17 protein-coding genes and 1 tRNA gene are annotated in these 18746 nt (G+C 65.7%); 9 read left to right on the plus strand and 9 right to left on the minus strand.

Annotation, left to right across the window (positions count from 1 at the left end; translation table 11 throughout):
* Positions 1-42: 42 nt before the first annotated feature.
* From KA261_04825 to KA261_04835, 3 genes are all read left to right on the plus strand, one after another.
* Positions 43-249 carry a hypothetical protein gene (locus KA261_04825; protein ID MBP7697113.1) on the plus strand — a complete coding sequence of 69 codons (207 nt, stop codon included), beginning with the start codon at positions 43-45 and terminating at the stop codon, positions 247-249.
* A gap of 73 nt (positions 250-322) precedes the next feature.
* Complete coding sequence (locus KA261_04830; protein ID MBP7697114.1) at positions 323-748, plus strand: hypothetical protein; 426 nt, start codon at positions 323-325, stop codon at positions 746-748.
* Complete coding sequence (locus KA261_04835; protein MBP7697115.1) at positions 745-1224, plus strand: hypothetical protein; 480 nt, start codon at positions 745-747, stop codon at positions 1222-1224. The genes KA261_04830 and KA261_04835 overlap by 4 nt, the downstream gene beginning before the upstream one ends.
* 326 nt (positions 1225-1550) lie before the next feature.
* On the opposite strand, the gene gyrB is transcribed toward KA261_04835, so the two are convergent.
* The 8 genes from gyrB to KA261_04875 all read right to left on the minus strand — a co-directional run bounded on the left by gyrB (position 1551) and on the right by KA261_04875 (position 12179).
* Positions 1551-3488, minus strand: a complete 1938-nt coding sequence (gene gyrB / locus KA261_04840; protein MBP7697116.1) for a DNA topoisomerase (ATP-hydrolyzing) subunit B — start codon at positions 3486-3488, stop codon at positions 1551-1553.
* Between the two features lie 5 nt (positions 3489-3493).
* On the minus strand, positions 3494-3766 hold the full coding sequence (locus KA261_04845) for a DUF721 domain-containing protein (GenBank protein MBP7697117.1): 273 nt from the start codon (positions 3764-3766) through the stop codon (positions 3494-3496).
* A gap of 415 nt (positions 3767-4181) precedes the next feature.
* Positions 4182-4859, minus strand: a complete 678-nt coding sequence (locus KA261_04850) for a DUF2807 domain-containing protein (protein ID MBP7697118.1) — start codon at positions 4857-4859, stop codon at positions 4182-4184.
* Between the two features lie 96 nt (positions 4860-4955).
* Positions 4956-5420 carry a hypothetical protein gene (locus tag KA261_04855; GenBank protein MBP7697119.1) on the minus strand — a complete coding sequence of 155 codons (465 nt, stop codon included), beginning with the start codon at positions 5418-5420 and terminating at the stop codon, positions 4956-4958.
* A gap of 188 nt (positions 5421-5608) precedes the next feature.
* On the minus strand, positions 5609-5944 hold the full coding sequence (locus tag KA261_04860; protein MBP7697120.1) for a hypothetical protein: 336 nt from the start codon (positions 5942-5944) through the stop codon (positions 5609-5611).
* The gene (locus KA261_04865) at positions 5931-6164 is read right to left on the minus strand and encodes a hypothetical protein (GenBank protein ID MBP7697121.1); all 234 of its coding nucleotides are present in this window, start codon (positions 6162-6164) and stop codon (positions 5931-5933) included. The genes KA261_04860 and KA261_04865 overlap by 14 nt, the downstream gene beginning before the upstream one ends.
* A gap of 836 nt (positions 6165-7000) precedes the next feature.
* Positions 7001-9643 (minus strand): VCBS repeat-containing protein, encoded by a 2643-nt coding sequence (locus KA261_04870; GenBank protein ID MBP7697122.1) that lies wholly within the window; start codon positions 9641-9643, stop codon positions 7001-7003.
* Between the two features lie 115 nt (positions 9644-9758).
* Positions 9759-12179: a hypothetical protein gene (locus KA261_04875; GenBank protein MBP7697123.1), complete on the minus strand. Its 2421-nt coding sequence runs from the start codon at positions 12177-12179 to the stop codon at positions 9759-9761.
* 332 nt (positions 12180-12511) lie between these two features.
* On the opposite strand from KA261_04875, the gene lepB reads away from it, so the two are divergent.
* The 5 genes from lepB to KA261_04900 all read left to right on the plus strand — a co-directional run bounded on the left by lepB (position 12512) and on the right by KA261_04900 (position 15942).
* Positions 12512-13237: a signal peptidase I gene (gene lepB, locus KA261_04880; GenBank protein MBP7697124.1), complete on the plus strand. Its 726-nt coding sequence runs from the start codon at positions 12512-12514 to the stop codon at positions 13235-13237.
* A gap of 3 nt (positions 13238-13240) precedes the next feature.
* Positions 13241-14380, plus strand: a complete 1140-nt coding sequence (gene hemW / locus KA261_04885) for a radical SAM family heme chaperone HemW (protein ID MBP7697125.1) — start codon at positions 13241-13243, stop codon at positions 14378-14380.
* 109 nt (positions 14381-14489) lie between these two features.
* Positions 14490-14942 carry a tRNA adenosine(34) deaminase TadA gene (gene tadA / locus KA261_04890; protein MBP7697126.1) on the plus strand — a complete coding sequence of 151 codons (453 nt, stop codon included), beginning with the start codon at positions 14490-14492 and terminating at the stop codon, positions 14940-14942.
* Positions 14939-15409: a hypothetical protein gene (locus KA261_04895; protein MBP7697127.1), complete on the plus strand. Its 471-nt coding sequence runs from the start codon at positions 14939-14941 to the stop codon at positions 15407-15409. Before tadA ends, KA261_04895 begins: the two co-directional genes overlap by 4 nt.
* Entirely contained in the window at positions 15406-15942 is a 537-nt protein-coding gene (locus tag KA261_04900; protein MBP7697128.1) for a hypothetical protein, read from the plus strand. The genes KA261_04895 and KA261_04900 overlap by 4 nt, the downstream gene beginning before the upstream one ends.
* Positions 15943-16086: 144 nt before the next feature.
* Here KA261_04900 and KA261_04905 read toward each other — a convergent pair whose 3' ends face one another.
* Positions 16087-18210, minus strand: a complete 2124-nt coding sequence (locus tag KA261_04905) for an oligopeptide transporter, OPT family (GenBank protein ID MBP7697129.1) — start codon at positions 18208-18210, stop codon at positions 16087-16089.
* Positions 18211-18607: 397 nt separating this feature from the next.
* On the opposite strand from KA261_04905, the gene KA261_04910 reads away from it, so the two are divergent.
* Positions 18608-18695, plus strand: a tRNA-Ser gene (locus tag KA261_04910).
* Positions 18696-18746: the final 51 nt, after the last annotated feature.

The raw sequence follows: 18746 nt of genomic DNA on the forward strand, positions 1-18746 counted from the left end.
GCGCCGCAAACGAAACCTGTAACGGACGGACTGGAGTCGGAAGTGGAAGAACGGAAGTACGCGCTCAAGATGGTGGTCAACGGCAAGGAACGCGAGGTGTCGTTCGAGGAGCTGGCGCTGTCGAACAACCTCGCCCAGGAGGCGCTCGTCCGGCTGCTCATCGAAAAGAAAGTGTTTCAGCCGGAGGAGATGCTGCGGATGCTGGAGAAGGTGAAGGACGAGCGGTACCGTTCGCCCGATCAGCGGTAGTATGGACGGCGGAGCAAACACCCCGGCCGAACGCGCCGGCGGGACGCAAGCGGTCCCGGCGGACGGCCCGGCGATGGAGTGGCGGGTACACCCGGCGACGAGGCGGCCGTGGCTGACGGCGGCGGTGAGCCTGTTCATCCTCGCCGTGAGCTTCCTTGTCCTCGTGACCACCGATTCGCGCTGGTTCTCGTTCTTCGCCCTCGTGGTGCTGTTCGCCTCGCTGGCCAAGTTCTATTTCCCCACGAGCTACCGCATGGACGGGCGCGGGGTGACGATCAAGACGACGACGCAGACGCTGCTCAAGGAGTGGCGGCTTTTCCGGAGCTACTATCCCGACCGCAACGGCGTGCTCCTCTCCCCCTTCCCGCAGCCGTCGCGGCTGGAGAATTTCCGCGGGCTGTACGTGCTGTTCGGGGGGAACCGGGAGGACGTGGTGGCCTTCGTGAGCCGGCACGTAGGGGCGGCGGCGCCGGCCGGAGACAAGGAGGCGACGCCGTGAGTTTCTTCGGCGGATCAACGGAGTTTCCGAAAGGGGAAGCGGCGCTGGCCGAGGACGAAGCGGCGGTGCTGGACAAGCTCGCTCTGAAGGTGGTGGACTGGCAGATGACGGCGCCGGCGATCATTTTCCTGGAGTCGATCAAACCGCTCAATTTCATCGGGTCGCAGGCCATGGTGTTTTTCGAACCGATCATCCAGAGCGTGTTCGCCTTCAAAGATTACGATACCCTCCGCACGGCGCTCGAGAAGCGGTCGGCGATCGAAGTGCTCCTCCAGCGGATCGAGGCGCACGACGCGGTGGCCAAAGCGCGCGAGCAGCGGATCAAGAAGTACCGCCGGGAGCAGAAGAAGACCTGGAAGTGGTACCAGCGCTACCTGGGAGTTTTGCAGCCGCGCCTTACGTACCCCGATGACGTGCTCTACGGGGAGGAGGGGAAGAAACCGGGGGACGCGGGACGGGAAGCGGAGAAACCGTAGGGGGCCGTCATCCGGCGCGAGTTCAGGCGGCCACGTCCCGGCGCCGCCGGCGTCAGAACAACCCGTCAGTCCTTCTTGACCTTGGCCCAGGACCGGGCGAAGTCCTCCTCGTCGAGCGTGGCGAGCCACACAATCACGGCGAGGAGGACGAGGATGAGCACGCACCAACCGCTGATTTTCACCGTACACCTCCGAGTTGGGTTACAGGATTAATATACGGCGCCGCGCCGGGGAAGGGAGGATTCTTTCCGGGGCGGAGAGCGGGCGGGCCCACGGCCGGGCCGGCGCAGGCCGGCCCGCGAACCGGTGCTCGCGCGCGGCCGGGATCAGATGTCGAGATTGCGCACGTACCGCGCGTTCTCCTGAATGAACGTGCTGCGCGGCGCGATCTCCGTTCCCATGAGCACGCTGAAGAGGTGATCGGCCTCGGCGGCGTCGTCAATCGTCACCTGCAGGAGCGTGCGCGTCTCCGGGTTCATCGTCGTCCGCCAGAGCTGTTCGGGGTTCATCTCGCCGAGACCCTTGTAGCGCTGCACCGAGACACCCTGATCCGGGAGCGACTTGAGGATCATCACCTTCTCTTCGTCGCTGTAGGCGTACTGCTCGCTCTTGGCGTGTTTGAGCCGGTAGAGGGGCGGCTGGGCAATGTAGACGTGGCCGTGCTCGATGAGGTCGCGCATGTGGCGGAAGAAGAAGGTGAGGATGAGGGTGCGGATATGGGCGCCATCGATGTCGGCATCGGTCATGACGATGATCTTGTGGTAGCGCAGGCGGCCGAGGTCGAAATCCTCGCCGACGCCGCAGCCGAGGGCGGTGATGATCGAGCGGATCTCGTTGTTGGAGAGGATCCGGTCGATGCGGGCTTTTTCGACGTTGAGGATTTTGCCGCGCAGCGGGAGGATGGCCTGGAAGCGGCGGTCGCGCCCCTGTTTGGCCGAACCGCCGGCCGAGTCGCCCTCCACGATGTACAGCTCCGTCGATTCGGGGTCGCGGAGCGAGCAGTCGGCAAGTTTGCCGGGCATGGAGGCCGAGTCGAGGGCGCTCTTGCGGCGGGTGAGTTCCTTCGCTTTGCGGGCGGCCTCGCGGGCGGTGGCCGCCTGGACGATCTTTTCGACGATGCGCTTGGCCACGGCCGGGTTCTCGTCGAAGTACATCCCGAGGTACTCGTTGGTGATCTGCTCGACGATACCGCGGACCTCGCTGTTACCGAGCTTGGTCTTGGTCTGGCCCTCGAACTGGGGATCGCGCACGCGCACCGAGATGACCGCCACCAGCCCCTCGCGGCTGTCGTCGCCCACGAGCGACAGGCCGTTCGACTTGACGAGATTGTTCTTGGCGGCGTAGTTGTTAATGGTCCGGGTGAGGGCGGTGCGGAAACCGGTGAGGTGGGTGCCGCCTTCGATGGTGTTGATGTTGTTGACGAACGAGTAGACCGACTCGGCGTAGGTGTCGTTGTAGGAGACGGCCACCTCGACCTGGACGTCATCCTTGGCGGCGGCGAAACAGACGGGTTTCCGGAACAGCGGCGTCTTGCTCTCGTTGAGGTAGTCGACGAATTCGGAGAGCCCGCCCTTGGCGAAGAAGGTGACGGTTTTGCCCGTGCGGTGGTCGACGAGATCGATCTTGAGCCCCTGGTTGAGGAAGGCCAGTTCGCGCAGGCGGGAGGCGATGATATCGAATTTGAATTTCACCGCCTGGAAGATGTCCGGGTCCGCTTTGAACCAGGTGCGGGTGCCGCTCTTCTTGCGCTTGCCGACCGCCCTGACCGGCTGGACGGGTTTGCCGCGGCGGTAGTCCTGGCGGTACACCTCGCCGTCGCGGGTCACCTCGACCCAGCACTCTTCGGAGAGGGCGTTGACGACGGAGACGCCGACGCCGTGGAGGCCGCCCGAGACCTTGTAGCTATCGTGGTCGAATTTGCCGCCGGCGTGGAGGGTGGTCATGACCACCTGAAGGGCGGAGACTTTTTGCTCGGGGTGTATTTCGATGGGGATGCCGCGGCCGTTGTCGGTGACGGTGATCGATTCGTCCTGGCCGATTTCGACGATAATGTGGTCGCAGAAGCCGCCCATGGCCTCGTCGACCGAGTTGTCGACGACTTCGTAGACCATGTGGTGGAGGCCGCGCTGGCTGGTGTCGCCGATGTACATCGAGGGGCGGCGCCGCACGGCCTCGAGTCCCTCAAGGACCTTGATCGTCGTGGCGTTGTAAGAGTGGCCGTTGGCCTTGTTATCGTCTTTCACCTGCTGCACCTTGGTCGGCATATGTCCTAGCTTCCTTTCTCACGTCGTACGAACCGCACTTGCGAGACCACCCGGCCGTAGGGGAGGCGGCGAATGTTGGCCATGAGAGCGTCGATCTGCATGGCCAGTTCCTGCCGCCAGGCGTCGCCGGCGACCGCCACGTAGAGCACGCCGTCGTCAAAGCGCACCGCCCGGGCGACGCGGGCGATCGGTTCGCCGGCGATCTTGTCCCAGTTGGCGACGATGAGCCAGCCGTAGTAGCCCTTGCCGATGCCGAGCGAGGCGACGAGTTTGTCCATCACCCCGCCGATTGGTTTCGGGGTGTTGTGGGACCGATATTGTCCCGGTTCGTCGCGTTTTTCGGGCGGTGCGGCACACATATTTTGTAACCCCTTAAGATACAAAAGTTCAAATCCGAACGCAAGCAAAAAGAGGCTAATAACCTCTTATTGTACAGCAACTTGCGGCGACAAATGGGCCGCCCTTGCGGCCGCCGGTTTCCGGCCCGGCCGAGCGGGCAAAAAGTGGAAAAGCAGGCGGCGCCGAACCGGGAAGGCCGAACAGCGCACACACCAAAAGCAACGGCGGGAGGACTTGCCCTCCCGCCGAGCGTCGGCGGTTATGTGAAGGGAACGGCCCAACCGAGGGGAGGTCCACCATCGGCGGGGATGTCTTCAAACCGATCGTCCGTCCGCGACCGGTGCTCGGAAAGGGCTACTCCCCTTTCCTGATGTCGCCGCTGCCGGCCACGCTGCGATTCACTTTCTCGGGGTTTCCGTAGTAGGCGATGTCGCCGCTGCCGGCGATGACGCCTTCGAACAGCTCGCTCGCCCAGACAGCGACGTCGCCGGAGCCCGCGATATCGACATAGGCGCGCCGGGCCTTCAGGTCGCGGGCATCGACATCGCCGGAACCGGACACCTCGATCCGCACTTCGTCGACCGCGCCGCTGAGAGTCGCGTCGCCGGAGCCCGAGATGTCATAGGCGAATTCGGCGCCGCTGAGTCCCTGGACGACCAGGTCGCCGGAGCCCGAGACGATGGCTTCCTCAAGAGCGGGAACGGTGATTTCCACGCGGCAGGATTTGCGGGAGCTGAACGACCCGTCGGTGTATATCTGCAGCGTGCGGCCCCGGAGTTCCGTCTTGACGAGGTCGATGAGGTTATCATCGAAGCTGACGGTCACCTTTTGGACGGGGCCGATAGTCACGTCGACATCGAACGAGCCGGAACTGCGGATACGGTCGAAGGCGCCGAAATCGCGGATCTCGGTGACGATGGCGCCGGAGCCGTCGCGATGATTGCGGCTGGTGAACAGGCCGGCGACGGCGGGCAGGGCCAGGGCGAGGAGCACCAAGCCGCCGAGGGCCGAGTGGAGCAAAGTTCTGGTCATTGCCTCTCTCCAGGTAGTGGACGGTTGTATTCTTGCCTACCTGGAGTTACGGGGCCGGCGGGCGCAGGTTTCGCCGGCGGCGCACAAATCGCCGGGTCAGTGGGGCTCGTAGGTCACGTGTTCCATGGGGCGGAGCCGGGTGCGGCGCGGGTGGCGGACCGAGGGAATGAAGAAGTCGCGCCCCTCGGGGCGGCGCATGCGGATGGTGTAGTCCTGGCAGGCGCGACAGCGGCGGATTTTTCCCACCGCCTCCTTGCGGACGCGCCGACGGTGCTTGTGGTTGGGAGCATAGATCGGGCGGCCGACTATTTCAAACCCCTTGGTCGCGTCGTTCTCGTCGCGCCAGCGGACACCCTCGACCACCTCGCCGGTCGCCGGGTCATAGAGAGACACGCCGGGGCACTCGATCAGGAGGTAGTCCTCGCTTTCGACGGGATCGACGAAGATGTCGGCGGTATCGATGGCGGTGGGATTGCAGGCCAGGCAGATCCAGACGCCTTTCTGTTTGACCAGGGTGCGCCCGCAGTTGACGCAGGTTTGGGGAGTGGTTTCTTCTGCCATAGACGGTTGCCTCGCGGGTCGGCCGAGCGGAGCTCGGATCTTTGTTTCAGATGAAACGGGGGCAAACGGTTTGCCGGGCGGCGGGCAGAAGAAAACCGCCTGAACCTCAGGCGGTTAGCATGCCATGGGGAACCGCGGGCGGGGAATCGGCCGGCCAAGGGAGGGGCCGGCCTCCCACAGGTGTGGCGTCAGCCCTTAAACAGCAGCACGAGCGAGCAGGCGGACAGGGTAATCGGCAGGAGAAAGAAGAACGAGAACGGCAGCACCAGCGAGCCGAGCAGGGCGAGTCCGACGCCCGGGACGACCAGGTATTTGAGAGCGGCCAGGGTGATGCGGATCAGCTGCAGGATCAGGTAAAGGCCGAGGGCGGCACCGATAAAGGCCGCGGCGTAGAGGCCGTTCTGGCCAAAGTGCGCCACGATCCACTCCTGCGCCCCGGCCGCGGCCGCGGCGAGATCCTGGACGGCCTGGACAGCCCGTTCGAGCAGCGCGCGGGCCTGTGCCAGCCACTCACCACTGTGCATAATCGTCCTCTTCGAGCGGTTCAATGGTCAGGGAGGACTCACCAACCTGCACTAGTCCCAACATGCGCTGAGTGAGGAAGTTCCTCGAGGTTATCCACTGGTGGGACAACTGGAGGATTTCCGATTGGTCGACATTGGCCTCCCAATCGAGCACCACCTGGTCGATGCTCTTATCATCGACGACCAGGTTGTCCATCGTCAGCACGAACTTGACTCTCATACGTACTGTCCGCCGTAGTAGTTCGTTCCCAGTCTGTTCGCGCTGGGGTAGTGCAAGCGCGGTGCCGGAGGCGGCCGGGACACGCTTGGCGCCGGGCAAACCGATGGTTCTGAACGGATTAGCAGAGGGGCGGGAGTGTCGATGCGGGGCGCGCGGTTCGCCGGCCGGGGACGGAGTATGGGGGGATCCCCTTAGCCAGTAGGGGAATAAAGCACCGGCGGCCGGTTGTCCGGCCGCCGGGCTTCGTGTCACGGAGATCCGTTTCCATTGTGAAACGATCGCAACCGCTTCCCGCCGCCGCTCCCGCCGCACCGATCCGGGGATGATGGGCGGATGTTGGGTGGGCCGCCGTTTTTCCGGACCGGCACCGAGCCGGCATCTATCCCTGATGCCCGAGGAGACGCCGGGACATTGCGGTCAATCGTTTCGCTTTCGCGGTAGTAGGTCTCTCTGGTCTTGGCAGGATCTCTCCTGGGTCCGCGGCGCGGCGACCAGCCGCCGTCGCGGACACATTCATCTCATATGCACCTCCTCACTGACGTTGAGCATTACCCGTTCCGATGAAGAGGCATGCGAGGCGGGGAATTGGCTTTTCTCTCCAGTCCGAGACGCACCACAGGCGTCGCACGAGGTGAGGATATGGACTTCTCTTGGCGGTGAACGAAAAGACCCTGACGGTTTCACTTATAATTTAGGCAGCAGGGGATTGCCTGTCAAGCGATATTGCGGATCGGGGGTCTATTTTTTTCGGCGAGGCCGCGGCCGTGCCGCTTCCCCCGCGCGGGGGGAAGCGGCAGGCGTCGTCTTTCTCTCGGCTTGGCCGAGACAGCCCGGACTTACGGGCAGGCGGCGGGCGGCGGGCCGCTGCGGAACAGGTACGAGATCAGCAGGGTCAAATCGCTCACCTTGATCGTCCCGTCGCCGTCGATATCGCCGTGCTCAAAACAGCCCGGCGCGGGGCCGCCCCGGAAGAGGTAGGCGACGAGCTGGGTGAGGTCGGCGACTTTGATCGCGCCGTCGCTGTCGTAGTCGCCGCGCAGCGTGCAGCAGCCCGGCTCGACGTACCAGGAATCGAAGGCGTAGACCGTGCCGTCGCCGTCGAACGTCACGCAGGCGATGCTCGGTCGGCCGGGGCCGGCGATGTCGCCGACCATGAGGTGCATGACGTCGCCGCTGGTGGAGAACTGCCAGTACGGGACACCGGTGTTGCCGTGCAGCACGTACACGAGCTGGTCGTCGGAGCCGGCGATGACGTCGTTGACCCCGTCGCCGTCCATGTCCTGCACCCAGACGCAGTTGACCTCGTCGCCGGTCAGGAAGGGCGTCCAGAGGTCGCCGCCGGTGAGTCCCCAGAGGGCGTGGACCTTGCGGTCGGTCGAGTTGCCGGGGGCGACGAGATCGTCCAGTCCGTCGCCGCTCAGGTCGCCGTGGGCGAAGCTGTGGGTGTTGGAGGCCAGGCCGAGGCTCACGTTCCACATTTCGAGATGGGTGGCGCCGTTGATCATGATCACCCTGGCGGCGCTCGGGGCGACGCCGGCCGCGATGTCGTTGACCTTGTCGCCGTTGACGTCGAGCACCTCGACGTGCTCGCAGGTGCCGCCGGTGGTGTAATCCCAGAGGACGGCGCCGGTCTCGCCGTTGAGCACCCAGACTTTGCCGGTCGAGGAGGCGGCGACGACATCGAGCGGGCCGACGTCGTTCATCTGCGCCAGTTCCACTTCGTTGACCGCGCCGAGGCTCGGGGCGTCCCAGAGGGCGATCCCGGTGAGGCCGTTGATGGCGTAGACATGGCCGTCGTCGCAGCCGGCGATGACATCGTCGGCACCGTCGCCGTTGAGATCGCTCGACGCAAGGCACTTGCGGTAGATCTGGGCGGTGGGCGTCGTGAACTGCCACTGCACCGCTTTGTCGACGACCCCGAGGGCGGTCACCCGCTTGTCGGCGCCGGCCACGGCGACCTCGTCGACGCCGTCGCTGTTGAAGTCGCCGCTGGTGACGGCGTAAAGGTTCTCCGTCCCGACCCAGGTCCAGAGCTCCTGCCCGGTGAGGCCGTTGATCGCCAGCGCCGCATCGCCCAGCGACATGACCGCCACGACATCCAGGTAGGCGTCGTCGTTGAGATTGCAGATTGTCAGTTCGTTGCCGTACTGGTTGAACACGTACTCCCAGAGGAGCGGGGAGTAGACGGTGCGGAGCGCCCAGACGCCTTTGCCGGGATTGGTGCCGACATATTCGGCGCCGCCGCCGGCGGCCACGTCGAGCACGCCGTCGCTGTCGAAGTCGCCCACGGCCACGTCCTTGATCAGGCCGGCCACCGAGTAGTACCAGAGCTTCTTGCCGTCGTCCGCGCCGAGCACCTCGACCCGGTCCCAGGCGGAGCAGACGATGTCGAGCGCGCCGTCACCGGTCACGTCGCCGAAGGCCAGTTCCTGCGGGAAGCTGGTGAGCGGCTCGGAGGTGAACATGAGGCTCGCCGTCGGACCATCGAACGCATACACGTGGTAGGCGCCGAGGTAGTTTCCGACGACCAGGTCCTGGTCGCCGTTGCCGTCGAGATCCCACGAGAAGAGGGTGACGAGACCGTTGACGTGCTCGACGCTGAAGATCTGGTAGTCCCAGATGAGTCCACCGGAGGCGGCCGAGCGCAGGAAGACCCAACCCTGGTCGAGCTCGTCCATGGCGCCGATCGCGAGATCGAGCGTCCCGTCGGCGTCGAAGTCGCCGTAGAGCACGCGCGTCGGCACGTAGGCGACCGGCAGGTCCCAGATCACGGAGCCGTCGATCCCGTCGCGCACCCCGATGTGGTTGGTGTAGCCGGCGAGGTATTCGTGGGCGTAGGCGACGTCGTCGATCCCGTCGCCGTTGACGTCGGCGGCGGCCACGTCGTTGATCCAGAGGGAGCCGATGGTGACGCTCCAGAGGTAGGAACCATCGACACCGGCGATGGCGTAGATGTTGTCGTCAAACGACCCGGCGACGACGTCGGCAAACGCGTCACCGTCGAAATCTCCGACGGCGACGCAGGAGACGGTGTTGTTCACGGGGTAGGTCCAGAGGGGGGCGCCGTTCTCGCCATTGATGGCGTGGACGCGGCCGTCGGGGGTGTTCGAGGCGTTGTACGAGGCGCCCGCGATGACGTCCATCACGCCGTCGTTGTTGACGTCGCCGATGGTCATCGAGCGCACCGCATCCTGAAGCGGATACCGCCAGAGGGTATCGCCGGTGGCGCCGTCGACGGCGAAGACGTTGTGCGGGTCGCCGTAGTAGTCGGTGTTCTGTTCGCCGGCGATGATGTCGGGGATACCGTCGCCGTTCAGATCAGCGGTCTCGATGTGTTCGACCCGCCACTGGGTGTCGAAGGTGAAGATCGGTTGGGCGGAGAACGCTTTCGAGCCGCGTTCGGCCGAGCCGACCCCGGCGGCCGCCGCCGGGGGACCGAGCGGGGCTGCCGGCAGTACGGCGACGAGCAGGGCCGCCACGATCGCCGCGCGCCGCGGTGAGCAGCAAGGATACATGGTGAGTCCCTTTCTCCATCAGGTCTATGTCAGCGCCGGCCGCCGCGAATGACGGTGCGGCCGCCGGCGGATGTGCCGGTCACTCGCGGCACCCCGGCCCGGAGTCGCCGGGCGAGCGCGCCGCCGGGCACTCGGTCGGCGGCGGGCCGCCCTGGAAGAGGTAGCCGATCAGCGTCGTAATGTCGACCACGCCGATTGCGCCCGAAGAATCGAAATCCCCTTCCTGGTAGCACGGTAACGGGGCGCCGGGACGAAACACGAACGCAATCAGGCCGGTGAGATCCGCCACCGTCGGCGCTCCCAACCCGTTGCTGTCGTAGTTGACGTCGCCGCGCCGCCCGATACAGCAGGGCAGGCCGGAGTCGTACACCCTGATGGTCCGGACGGAACTGATGACGGAGGGGTGGGGCGGGATCGGATCGGTGGCGCGAAAGCGCAGGTAGTAGAACACGGGGCCGCAGGGACTCCCCTGCACGCGGTTGGGCACGAAAGTGAGGACCCCCGCCCCGTTGCCGGAATCGACCATCGTCATGTTGCGCGCGAGCGTGTCGGTCCCGTCGAGGTACGCGGTGAGCACGGACGGCACCGAATCGGGATCGAACGCCAGGACGCGCACACGGGCCGTGTCTTCCTCGAAGATCACATCATTGCCCGGCAGCAGCATGATGACCGGCGGATGGTTGCGGGCGACCACCGCGAGGTCGACCGCGGCCGAATCGATCAGGTCGACGTTGGCCGCGTAGAAAGTGACCCGGTACTCCCCGACCATGCCGTCGGCCGGCTTGAATCGGAAAATCTTGTGATCGCCGGCGGTCGCGCCGGGGTAGTCGGTGAGCGAGGCGGTCGGCGGGAGCGCGCTCGCCGAGATCACCGGGATGTCGCCGGTGGAAGTCGCCGCCGTCAGTTCGAATACCAGGCTGTCTTCCTCAGCGACGGTAAACGGCCCCTCCCCCGCCGAGAGCGAGAGCACCGGCGGGCCGAGGCCGCTGTTGCGGTTCTGCACGTAGATGCGCACGGGCGCGGTGGCGACCGTGAGCGCCGGGTCGACCGCGTCGCGAATCGTGAAACTGACCAGATAGTAGGTCGGCGCCAGGTTTCCCTGGAAATAACTCGGAAGGAAAGTCAGGAGGCCGGCGCCGTTGCCGCTGTCGACGAACGACATGTTCGCCGCCAGCGTATCGGCATAGTGAAGGTGGGCTGCGATCGAGGGGATGGTTCCGTTCGGATCAGCCGCGGCGATCGGGATGCGGAGGGTGTCTCCCTCGAAGATCATCCGGTCGCTGCTGTCATAGGAGTAGGTCGGGGGGAAGTTGGCGTCCCGAACATAGATCTCGAGATTCAGGGAGTCGCAGCGGGCCGAGTCGAGTGCATCGTGGGTGAGAATCGACACCGCGCGATAGCCGGTATCGGCGGCCGAGGGCGTCCACTCGAACAGGACGCCGCCGCCGCCAAGGGCGATGAGCACCGCACCGGGCGGAAGATTGGGCGACGAGAAAGTCGGCTCGTCGCCATCGGGATCGATCGCCCAAAGGTACCGGCGGATGGGAGAGAGCACCGGCCCGCCGACCGGCTCGGGGTAGTACTGCCAGTATGGAAAGCGGTTGGCGCCCGGGGGGACGGCCAGCAGGCGCAGCGTCCGCGAGACGGGGGCGCCGCGGCCGAAGGCGGTCAGGGTGTAGGTCGTCGGCGCGCCCTCCACCACCTCAAACGGCTCGGTCTGAACGCTGCCCGGGTGCATGCCGACCGCCGGCGCCAGCACGATGCTGTCAGCGTTGCGCACCGACCAGACGGCCTGCACGGTGTCCCCCTGCCAGGCCGAGCGCGGGTCGATGCCGAAGTACTCGATGCGCGGAGGACCGGCCGGGTCGGGGTCGGTGAAGAAGTACGCCGTGCTCGGCCGGGGAAATCCTTCGGCCATGCCCGAGGGCCCGCCGGACCGCTCCACGAAGTCGGTCCCCCGGCAGATCGCCGTGGAGTCGGGCGGCGCGCTTGAAGAGTCGACCAAGTAGACCGTGCGCCGCGGAAATCTAATGAGCGAGTATTCCGCGAACAGGGCCTCCTGCTGAACGACGAAAGGAATGCGGAGGATGACGCCACGGCCGGCCGGAATGGTGTCGTTGGAGTTCAGAAACGGCAGGAAGACGACGGCGATGGCGCCGGAGTCAATCTCGGCCTCGGACAAACTCGCCGCCAGGTTGACCGAGCCGGCGAAGCGGCCGGCCGGTTCGACGACCAGTTGATCGCTGCCGGGGGCCGCGAAGAGGGGCCGGAGAATTGTCGAGTCAAACTGAATGACCATCCGGAAGGCGATCAGGGTGGAGTCGGTGATGGCCCAGACGGGGGCCCAGATGGTGTCGCCGGGCAGGCCGACGATCGTCTGGAGGCCGACCTCGTCGCGGGAGAAGGGGACGGAATCGCAGTTCTGCGCCCGAACCTGCTCGGCCGGGCCGAGCAAGGACAACCCCAGCACCAGCCACGACGCGATGCGGAGCCTGTGCACCTTACCTCCTTCACTGACGTAATGGACCAAGGCGACCCTACAAACGCGGGAACGACTGTTTCATGGGCGCCGACTTCCGCATGGACCCGAAGACCCCTTGGTGTGCCCGCCGGTGAAGCCCGGCTCGCCGCGAGCCGGCCGGCGCGGGCCAGTCGGCGGACGCAATTATAGTATAGGCGGGAAGTTGCGGTCTGTCAATGCGTTTTCGCCGGCCGACGACGTGCGGGAAAACGGGGGCTGGCGTAATTCCGGCCGGTCCATATATTTATGCGGACTTTGGCCGTGTGGGCGGCTAAAGCAAGTTCGGTGCGCAACCGATAACCCTAATACGTATGGAAGAGGATTTCCTCATACAGGACATCAAGCGCGCGGAAGCTCACAAAGAGGCCGAGCGGGTGCGCCGCTACCGGGCCCCGCGCCCGGTCTGGCGCGAGTACCTTGACACCGCCATCCTCGCCTTCCTGGCCGCCGTCCTTCTGCGGATGTTCGTGGTCTCGGCCTACCGGGTCAGCTCCTCCTCGATGGAGGGGACGTTGTACGAAGGGGATTACATCTTCGTCAACAAGCTGGCCTACAAGTATGGCGGAGCGCCGAAGGTCGGCGACATCATCGTCTTCGCCTACCCCAACAATCCCACCAAGGATTACATCAAGCGCATTGTGGCGCTGCCGGGGCAGGAAGTCGTGGTGGGCGACAAGGTTCTGTATGTGGACGGCGCGGTGGCCGAGATTCCGGCCCACGCCCAGCACACGGATCAGCGGATACTGCCCGCCGATCTGTCGTTCCGCGACAATTTCGGGCCCTACGTGGTGCCGGAGAACCAGTACTTCGTCATGGGGGACAACCGTGACGACAGCCGGGACAGCCGGTTCTGGGGGGGCGTGCCCGCCCAGAATGTCAAGGGAAAGGCGGTGTTCGTGTACTGGTCGTGGCAGCCGGACGACGGGGCGCCGGGATTCTCATTTCCCTACGTGATCGATGCGGTCCAGTGGATCGGGTATGTTGTCTTCAACTTCCCGTCCCACGTTCGCTGGGACCGTGTCGGACTGGCGCTCTGAGGCATGCCGTTCGGCCTGTACGTACATTTCCCCTTTTGCCGCAACACGTGCTCCTACTGCGACTTTTACAAAGAGAAGCACCAGGCCGCCCTGGAACGCGAGTTCTACCACGCGCTGCGCATTGAAACGGAACTCGCCGCCGAGCACCCGGCGGTGCAGCGCAGCCAGGTCACGACCATCTTTATCGGCGGTGGCACGCCCAATATCTCCGATCCGGATCTCCTGACCGACTGGCTCGGCCACCTGCGGCGGCATATCGATGTCGCCGACGAAATCGAGTTTACCATCGAGTGCAACCCCGAGGCGGTGACGCGGGAGCAGCTCGAGCGGCTCAAAGGGCTGGGCGTGAACCGGCCGGTGTTCGGAGTGCAGTCGTTCAACACGCGGCTACTGAAACTGCTCGACCGGCGCCACCACCCGCACGACAGCTACCGGGCGATTTACTACGCCAACGCGCTGGGGTTCCGCGCCTGGGGAGTTGATTTCATCTTCGGACTCCCCGGCCAGACCAGCAAGATGCTGGCGGCCGATCTCGACCAACTGCTCGATTTCGAACCCCCCCACGTGTCGTACTACCAGCTCACGGTGGAAGAGGGGACGCCCCTGTGGCGGCGGGTGAAGGCGGGGAAACTGCGGATGCCCGACCAGGAACTGTTGCTGGCGCTTTACCGCGGGGGCGTGGAACAGATGGCGGACCTCGGGTACCTGCGGTACGAGGTCTCCTCGTTCGCCCGACCGGGGTTCGAGTGCCGGCACAACCTCGGCTACTGGGAGGGGGCGGAGTACCTCGGGCTGGGGCCCTCGGCCCATTCCTACCTCGACAACACCCGGTTCGCCAACTGGCCGAACGTGCGCGAGTACATCAAGGCGCTCCAGGCCGGCATTCTCCCCCGCACGGTTGACGAGTCGGGGGCGCCGGAGCGGATGACCGAGGCGATCATGCTCGGTCTGCGCACGGCCCGCGGGATCAGCCGCTCCGCCTTCGCCGAACGCTTCGGCCAGCCTATCGAATCGCGGCTCGATACGGAGCAGTACGCGCTCCTGGTCGAGTCGGGGCATCTGATTCCCGAACGGGGGATGCTGCGTCTGTCGGAAGAGGGCATTCACCTCGCCGACGAAATCACCCGACGGCTGCTGAAGTGACGGCGTCGCGCCGGGCCGCCTCCCCCCCGGTCGGCCGACAAAGGGGTTGCCGCGGGTAATCCAACGGATCTATATTATTCGGATGGACTCGGACCGGTACAGCATATATATGCGGCTGGCGCTGCGCGAGGCGGAGCAGGCTTTCGAGGAGGGGGAGGTGCCGGTGGGCGCGGTGGTGGTGCAGGGGGACCGCGTGATCGGCCGGGGGGCCAACCGCACCGTCCATCTGCATGACGCCACGGCGCACGCGGAGATGATTGCGCTGACGGCGGCGGCCAACGCGCTCGGCGACTGGCGCCTCGAAGGCTGCGAGCTGTACTGCACGCTCGAGCCGTGCGCCATGTGCGCCGGGGCCGCCGTACTGTCCCGGATCGAACGAATCGTGTTCGGATCGCGCGACCCCAAATTCGGCGCCTGCGGTTCGATTTTCCTGATCCCCGGCGATCCCCGGCTGAACCACCGGGCGGAAATTGTCGAAGGCGTCCTGGCCGACGCGGCCGCGGAACTGATGCGGGCGTTTTTCCAGCGCCTCCGCCAAGCCAAGGGAGAAGAAGTGACGTGAAACCGCTGAGCGAGACGCAGGAGCGGACGTGGATGGTCATTCGGGTGGTCGCGGCAGCGGTCGGGATTGTCGCGCCGGCGTTCTTCTTCGCCATTGCCGCGCTCGTCCACCCGGATTCGTCGCCGCTCGGCGAAAACGGCGCGGGGGCGATTGACGTCGCGTTCTACCTCCTGCTGATCCTGGGGATCGTCGATCCGCTGCTGGCGCTGCTGATCGAGCGGCCCCTGCTGGCCGACTGGCGCCGCCGGCCCGGCCGGCGCACGGCCGACCGGATGTTCTTCCATCTCGCCGTCCTCCGCATGGCCTTCGTCGAGGCAACGTTCCTCTACGGGTTTGTCGTGTACCTTCTGACCTGGGATCTGATGCGGATGCTCATTTTCTACCTGGTCGGACTCGTGTGGCTCGGCCTCTATTGGCCGCGGCGGGAGAAATACGAACAGTTTATCGAAGGGGCGGAGCGGTTATGAGAGACGAAGGGAACGAAGATCGGTACGATCTGGCGCGCATGATCGCCGGGTCGCTCTACCAGGGGCTGTTCATCAACATCCTGCTGCCCGCCGGGCTGCTGCTGGCGGCCTATGTCATCGAGCAGCGCGGCGGCCTGGGCAACGCGCTCGGGGCGGCCGCCAACCCGCTCTTCTATGTCCTGGCGGTGGTGAGCGTCGCCGAGGGGGCCGCCGCCGTCCTGTGGCGGTCGAAGACACTGGCTTTGCCCATGGTGCGGCGGATCGAGACGCTCGAGGAGGATATCCGCGGCGAACTCCGGGTGCGCCTGCGGCCGGTTTTCCTGCTCATCGCCGGCATCGCCCTCAACGGGTTCGCCTATTTCCTGCTCACCGGGCGGTTCCGCGAGGGGCTGGTGTTCGTGGTCCTCTCGTTTCTCGCGTTCCAGATAGTCCGGCCGAGGTACGGCATGGTGCGCGGCCTGATCAAACAGCAGGAGGACCTGGCCGCCCGGGGACTCCTGCGCACCCAGCGCCGCCCCGGCGAGCTGACGTAGGGCGGCCGGCCGAGGGCCGCGCCCGATTTCCGGCGTCCGGGGTCTCCCCCGCCCCGCCGATAAGCGGCCCCCCCGGGACAAACAGCGCGGCCCGCCGGATACGCCTGCGGGCCGCCTTTTCATTTGCCGTCGGGCTGCGCCGGCTCAGGCGGCGCTTTTCTGTTTCCCCTTGTCCTTCACCGACACGCCCACCCGGTACAGCATGTACATGAGCGCCCCGAACGGGATCAGCGAGAACCAGTCCGCCTCCGAGAGGTAGTGCGACCACCCGGAGCCGTTGATCGCCTTGTCCAGTCCGAAGCCGGTGAGGCCGGCGACGACGATGCCCATGATGGCGGCGCCGGCGATGAATCCGGACGACATGAGCACGCCCGGCGAGAACTCCGCCTCCGCGGAATTGCTCTTGCGCTTGCGGTCGACAATGCCGCGGATGAGACCGCCCGCCATGATCGGTGCCGAACTCGACAGCGGGAGATAGAGGCCGACCGCGAAGGGAAGGGACGAGATCCCCACCAGCTCCATCATGAGCGCCAAGAACACGCCGATCAGCACCAGCCCCCAGGGAAGTTTCTGCGTGAGGATGCCGTCGATGATGAGACTGAAGAGCCGCGCCTTGGGCGAATCGAGCTTCGTCACCTGCTTGCCGTCGACCTCCGACACGACGCCCGCGATGCCGGGATCGACGAGGTAGGCGATCCGCCCCGAATCGTCGACCAGGTACTTGCCGATCAGGACGGTCCCGACCGGCTCGTTGACATAGTGCACGCGGTACATCGCGCCGTCCGGACCCTGCTGCGTCTCGGCGCCGGGAGCGGCGGCCGCGAGGTAGTCGGGGTGGCGGGCGGGGGTCACGGTCGTGTAGGCGTTGTTGAGGGCGATGACGATGAGCCCGATGACCAGGGCGCTGGAGATGACGCCGATCATGATGGCGATCTGCTGGAGCCGGGGCGTGGCCCCGACGAGGAAGCCGGTTTTGAGATCCTGGCTGATTGTGCCGCCGTTCGAGGCGGCGATGCAGACGATCGCCGCCGTCGAGAGAGCCATCGCCCGGTACGACACGCCCGTCCATCCGACGGCCAGGAAGAGCAGGCAGGTGATCAGGAGGGTGGCCACGGTCATACCCGAGATCGGGTTCGAGGAGGAGCCGATTTCGCCGGTGATGCGGCTGGAGACGGTGACGAAGAAGAACCCGAAGAGGACGATCAGGACGGCCGAGATGACGTTGATGTGGAGGATGGGGGAGAGCCAGATGGCGAGGACCAGGCCGATTGATCCAAAGACCACGACCGAGAGCGGGAGGTCGCGCTCGGTGCGGAGCACCGCCTCCTGCGCCCCCTTCCCCGCGCGGGAGTCCAGGAACGTGCGGAAGCCGCGGCGGAACGCGGCGATGATGGTGGGGAAGGACCGGATGAGGCTGATGATGCCGCCGGTGGCGACTGCACCGGCCCCGATGTAGAGCACGTAGGCGTTGCGCACCTCGTTCGGCGACATGTCGCGGATGAGGGTCGTGGCCGGGAACATCGGCGCCGTGAGGTTCTCGCCGAAAATCGTGATCGCGGGGATGAGAATGAGGTACGACAGCAGGCCGCCCGCCATCATGTTCGCGGAGACCCGGCGGCCGATGATGTAGCCGACGCCGAGGAGCTCGGGCGTGATCTCCGCCGCCACCGAGGCTCCCTTAAAGAACCCCAGCATGCGGTTGGGAATCTCCGCCCACAGCTTCATGCCCGCGTTCAAAAACTTGTACGCGGCGCCCAGCCCGAAACCGAGAAAGACGGTCTTGGCATTGGTGCCGCCCTGCTCGCCCACGATGAGCACGTCGGCGCAGGCAGTCCCCTCCGGATAGGTGAGCCGGCCGTGTTCCTTGACGATCAGCCCCTGGCGCAGCGGGATCATCATGAGGACGCCGAGGATCCCGCCCAGGAGTGCCATCCAGCAGATGCTCAGCAGCTCCATGTCCTGGCCGAGCAGCAGGAAGACCGGCATGGTGGTGGCCACACCGAAAGCGATCGATTCCCCGGCCGACCCGGTCGTCTGCACGATGTTGTTCTCCAGAATGGTCGCGCGGCCGAGCACGCGGAAGAGCGTGATCGAGAGCACGGCGATGGGGATTGAGGCGCTCACGGTCATGCCGACCTTCAGAGCCAGGTAGACCGACGAGGCGGCGAAGACGATGCCGAGGATCGCCCCGAGAGCGACCGCGCGAAAGGTGAACTCGCGGAGACTGCGGTCGGGCGGGACGAAGGGACTGAAGTGCGGGTCTTTCATCTTTGCTCTCCTGCAAGGGCACGCTGGTGGTTCCGGTATGTATACGCAATGGTCTGCGGCGGGGCAATCGGTTAATTGCGGCGCCCCGCGGCGGCGCCCGCTCCTCCACGGCCGGACACCCCGGGCCGGCTCCGCGTAATGTTCTCGGCGAGCCCCCGCGCAACGTCTTCGGCCGACCCTCGCGCAACGCCTTCGGCCGACCCTCGCGCGACACGCCCGGCTGGTTAGTGCTGAACAGGCTTCGCCGGCGCTGGTTGGAAGCGCCGGGTGGCCTGAGCCGGGATGCGGCTGCTCTGGGCCGAGGCGGGCGGAAATTGGACTTTACAAACGGTGGCGGAAGATTAAATTGGATAGTCGCGGCGACCGGGGCTTTCGGCCCCGGCGCCTGCGAAGACACGGAGAGGTGGCTGAGTGGTCGAAAGCGGCGGTCTCGAAAACCGTTGTACCCTCGGGTACCCTGGGTTCGAATCCCAGCCTCTCCGCCATTTTGTGTGAGGGCGCGGAGGTTGCGGCGGGGGAAAGCGGGAGGTCCAGTG

The sequence above is a fragment of the Candidatus Zixiibacteriota bacterium genome (genome assembly GCA_017999435.1).
GTDB lineage: Bacteria > Zixibacteria > MSB-5A5 > GN15 > FEB-12 > JAGNLV01.

Coding starts and splice junctions, on each gene's coding strand:
- tadA (MBP7697126.1), top strand. CDS start 14,490: ATGCGGCTGGCGCTGCGCGAGGCGGAGCAGGCTTTCGAGGAGGGGGAG.
- lepB (MBP7697124.1), top strand. CDS start 12,512: ATGGAAGAGGATTTCCTCATACAGGACATCAAGCGCGCGGAAGCTCAC.
- KA261_04845 (MBP7697117.1), bottom strand. CDS start 3,766: ATGGACAAACTCGTCGCCTCGCTCGGCATCGGCAAGGGCTACTACGGC.
- KA261_04900 (MBP7697128.1), top strand. CDS start 15,406: ATGAGAGACGAAGGGAACGAAGATCGGTACGATCTGGCGCGCATGATC.
- KA261_04865 (MBP7697121.1), bottom strand. CDS start 6,164: ATGAGAGTCAAGTTCGTGCTGACGATGGACAACCTGGTCGTCGATGAT.
- gyrB (MBP7697116.1), bottom strand. CDS start 3,488: ATGCCGACCAAGGTGCAGCAGGTGAAAGACGATAACAAGGCCAACGGC.
- hemW (MBP7697125.1), top strand. CDS start 13,241: ATGCCGTTCGGCCTGTACGTACATTTCCCCTTTTGCCGCAACACGTGC.
- KA261_04855 (MBP7697119.1), bottom strand. CDS start 5,420: ATGGCAGAAGAAACCACTCCCCAAACCTGCGTCAACTGCGGGCGCACC.
- KA261_04860 (MBP7697120.1), bottom strand. CDS start 5,944: ATGCACAGTGGTGAGTGGCTGGCACAGGCCCGCGCGCTGCTCGAACGG.
- KA261_04905 (MBP7697129.1), bottom strand. CDS start 18,210: ATGAAAGACCCGCACTTCAGTCCCTTCGTCCCGCCCGACCGCAGTCTC.
- KA261_04850 (MBP7697118.1), bottom strand. CDS start 4,859: ATGACCAGAACTTTGCTCCACTCGGCCCTCGGCGGCTTGGTGCTCCTC.
- KA261_04830 (MBP7697114.1), top strand. CDS start 323: ATGGAGTGGCGGGTACACCCGGCGACGAGGCGGCCGTGGCTGACGGCG.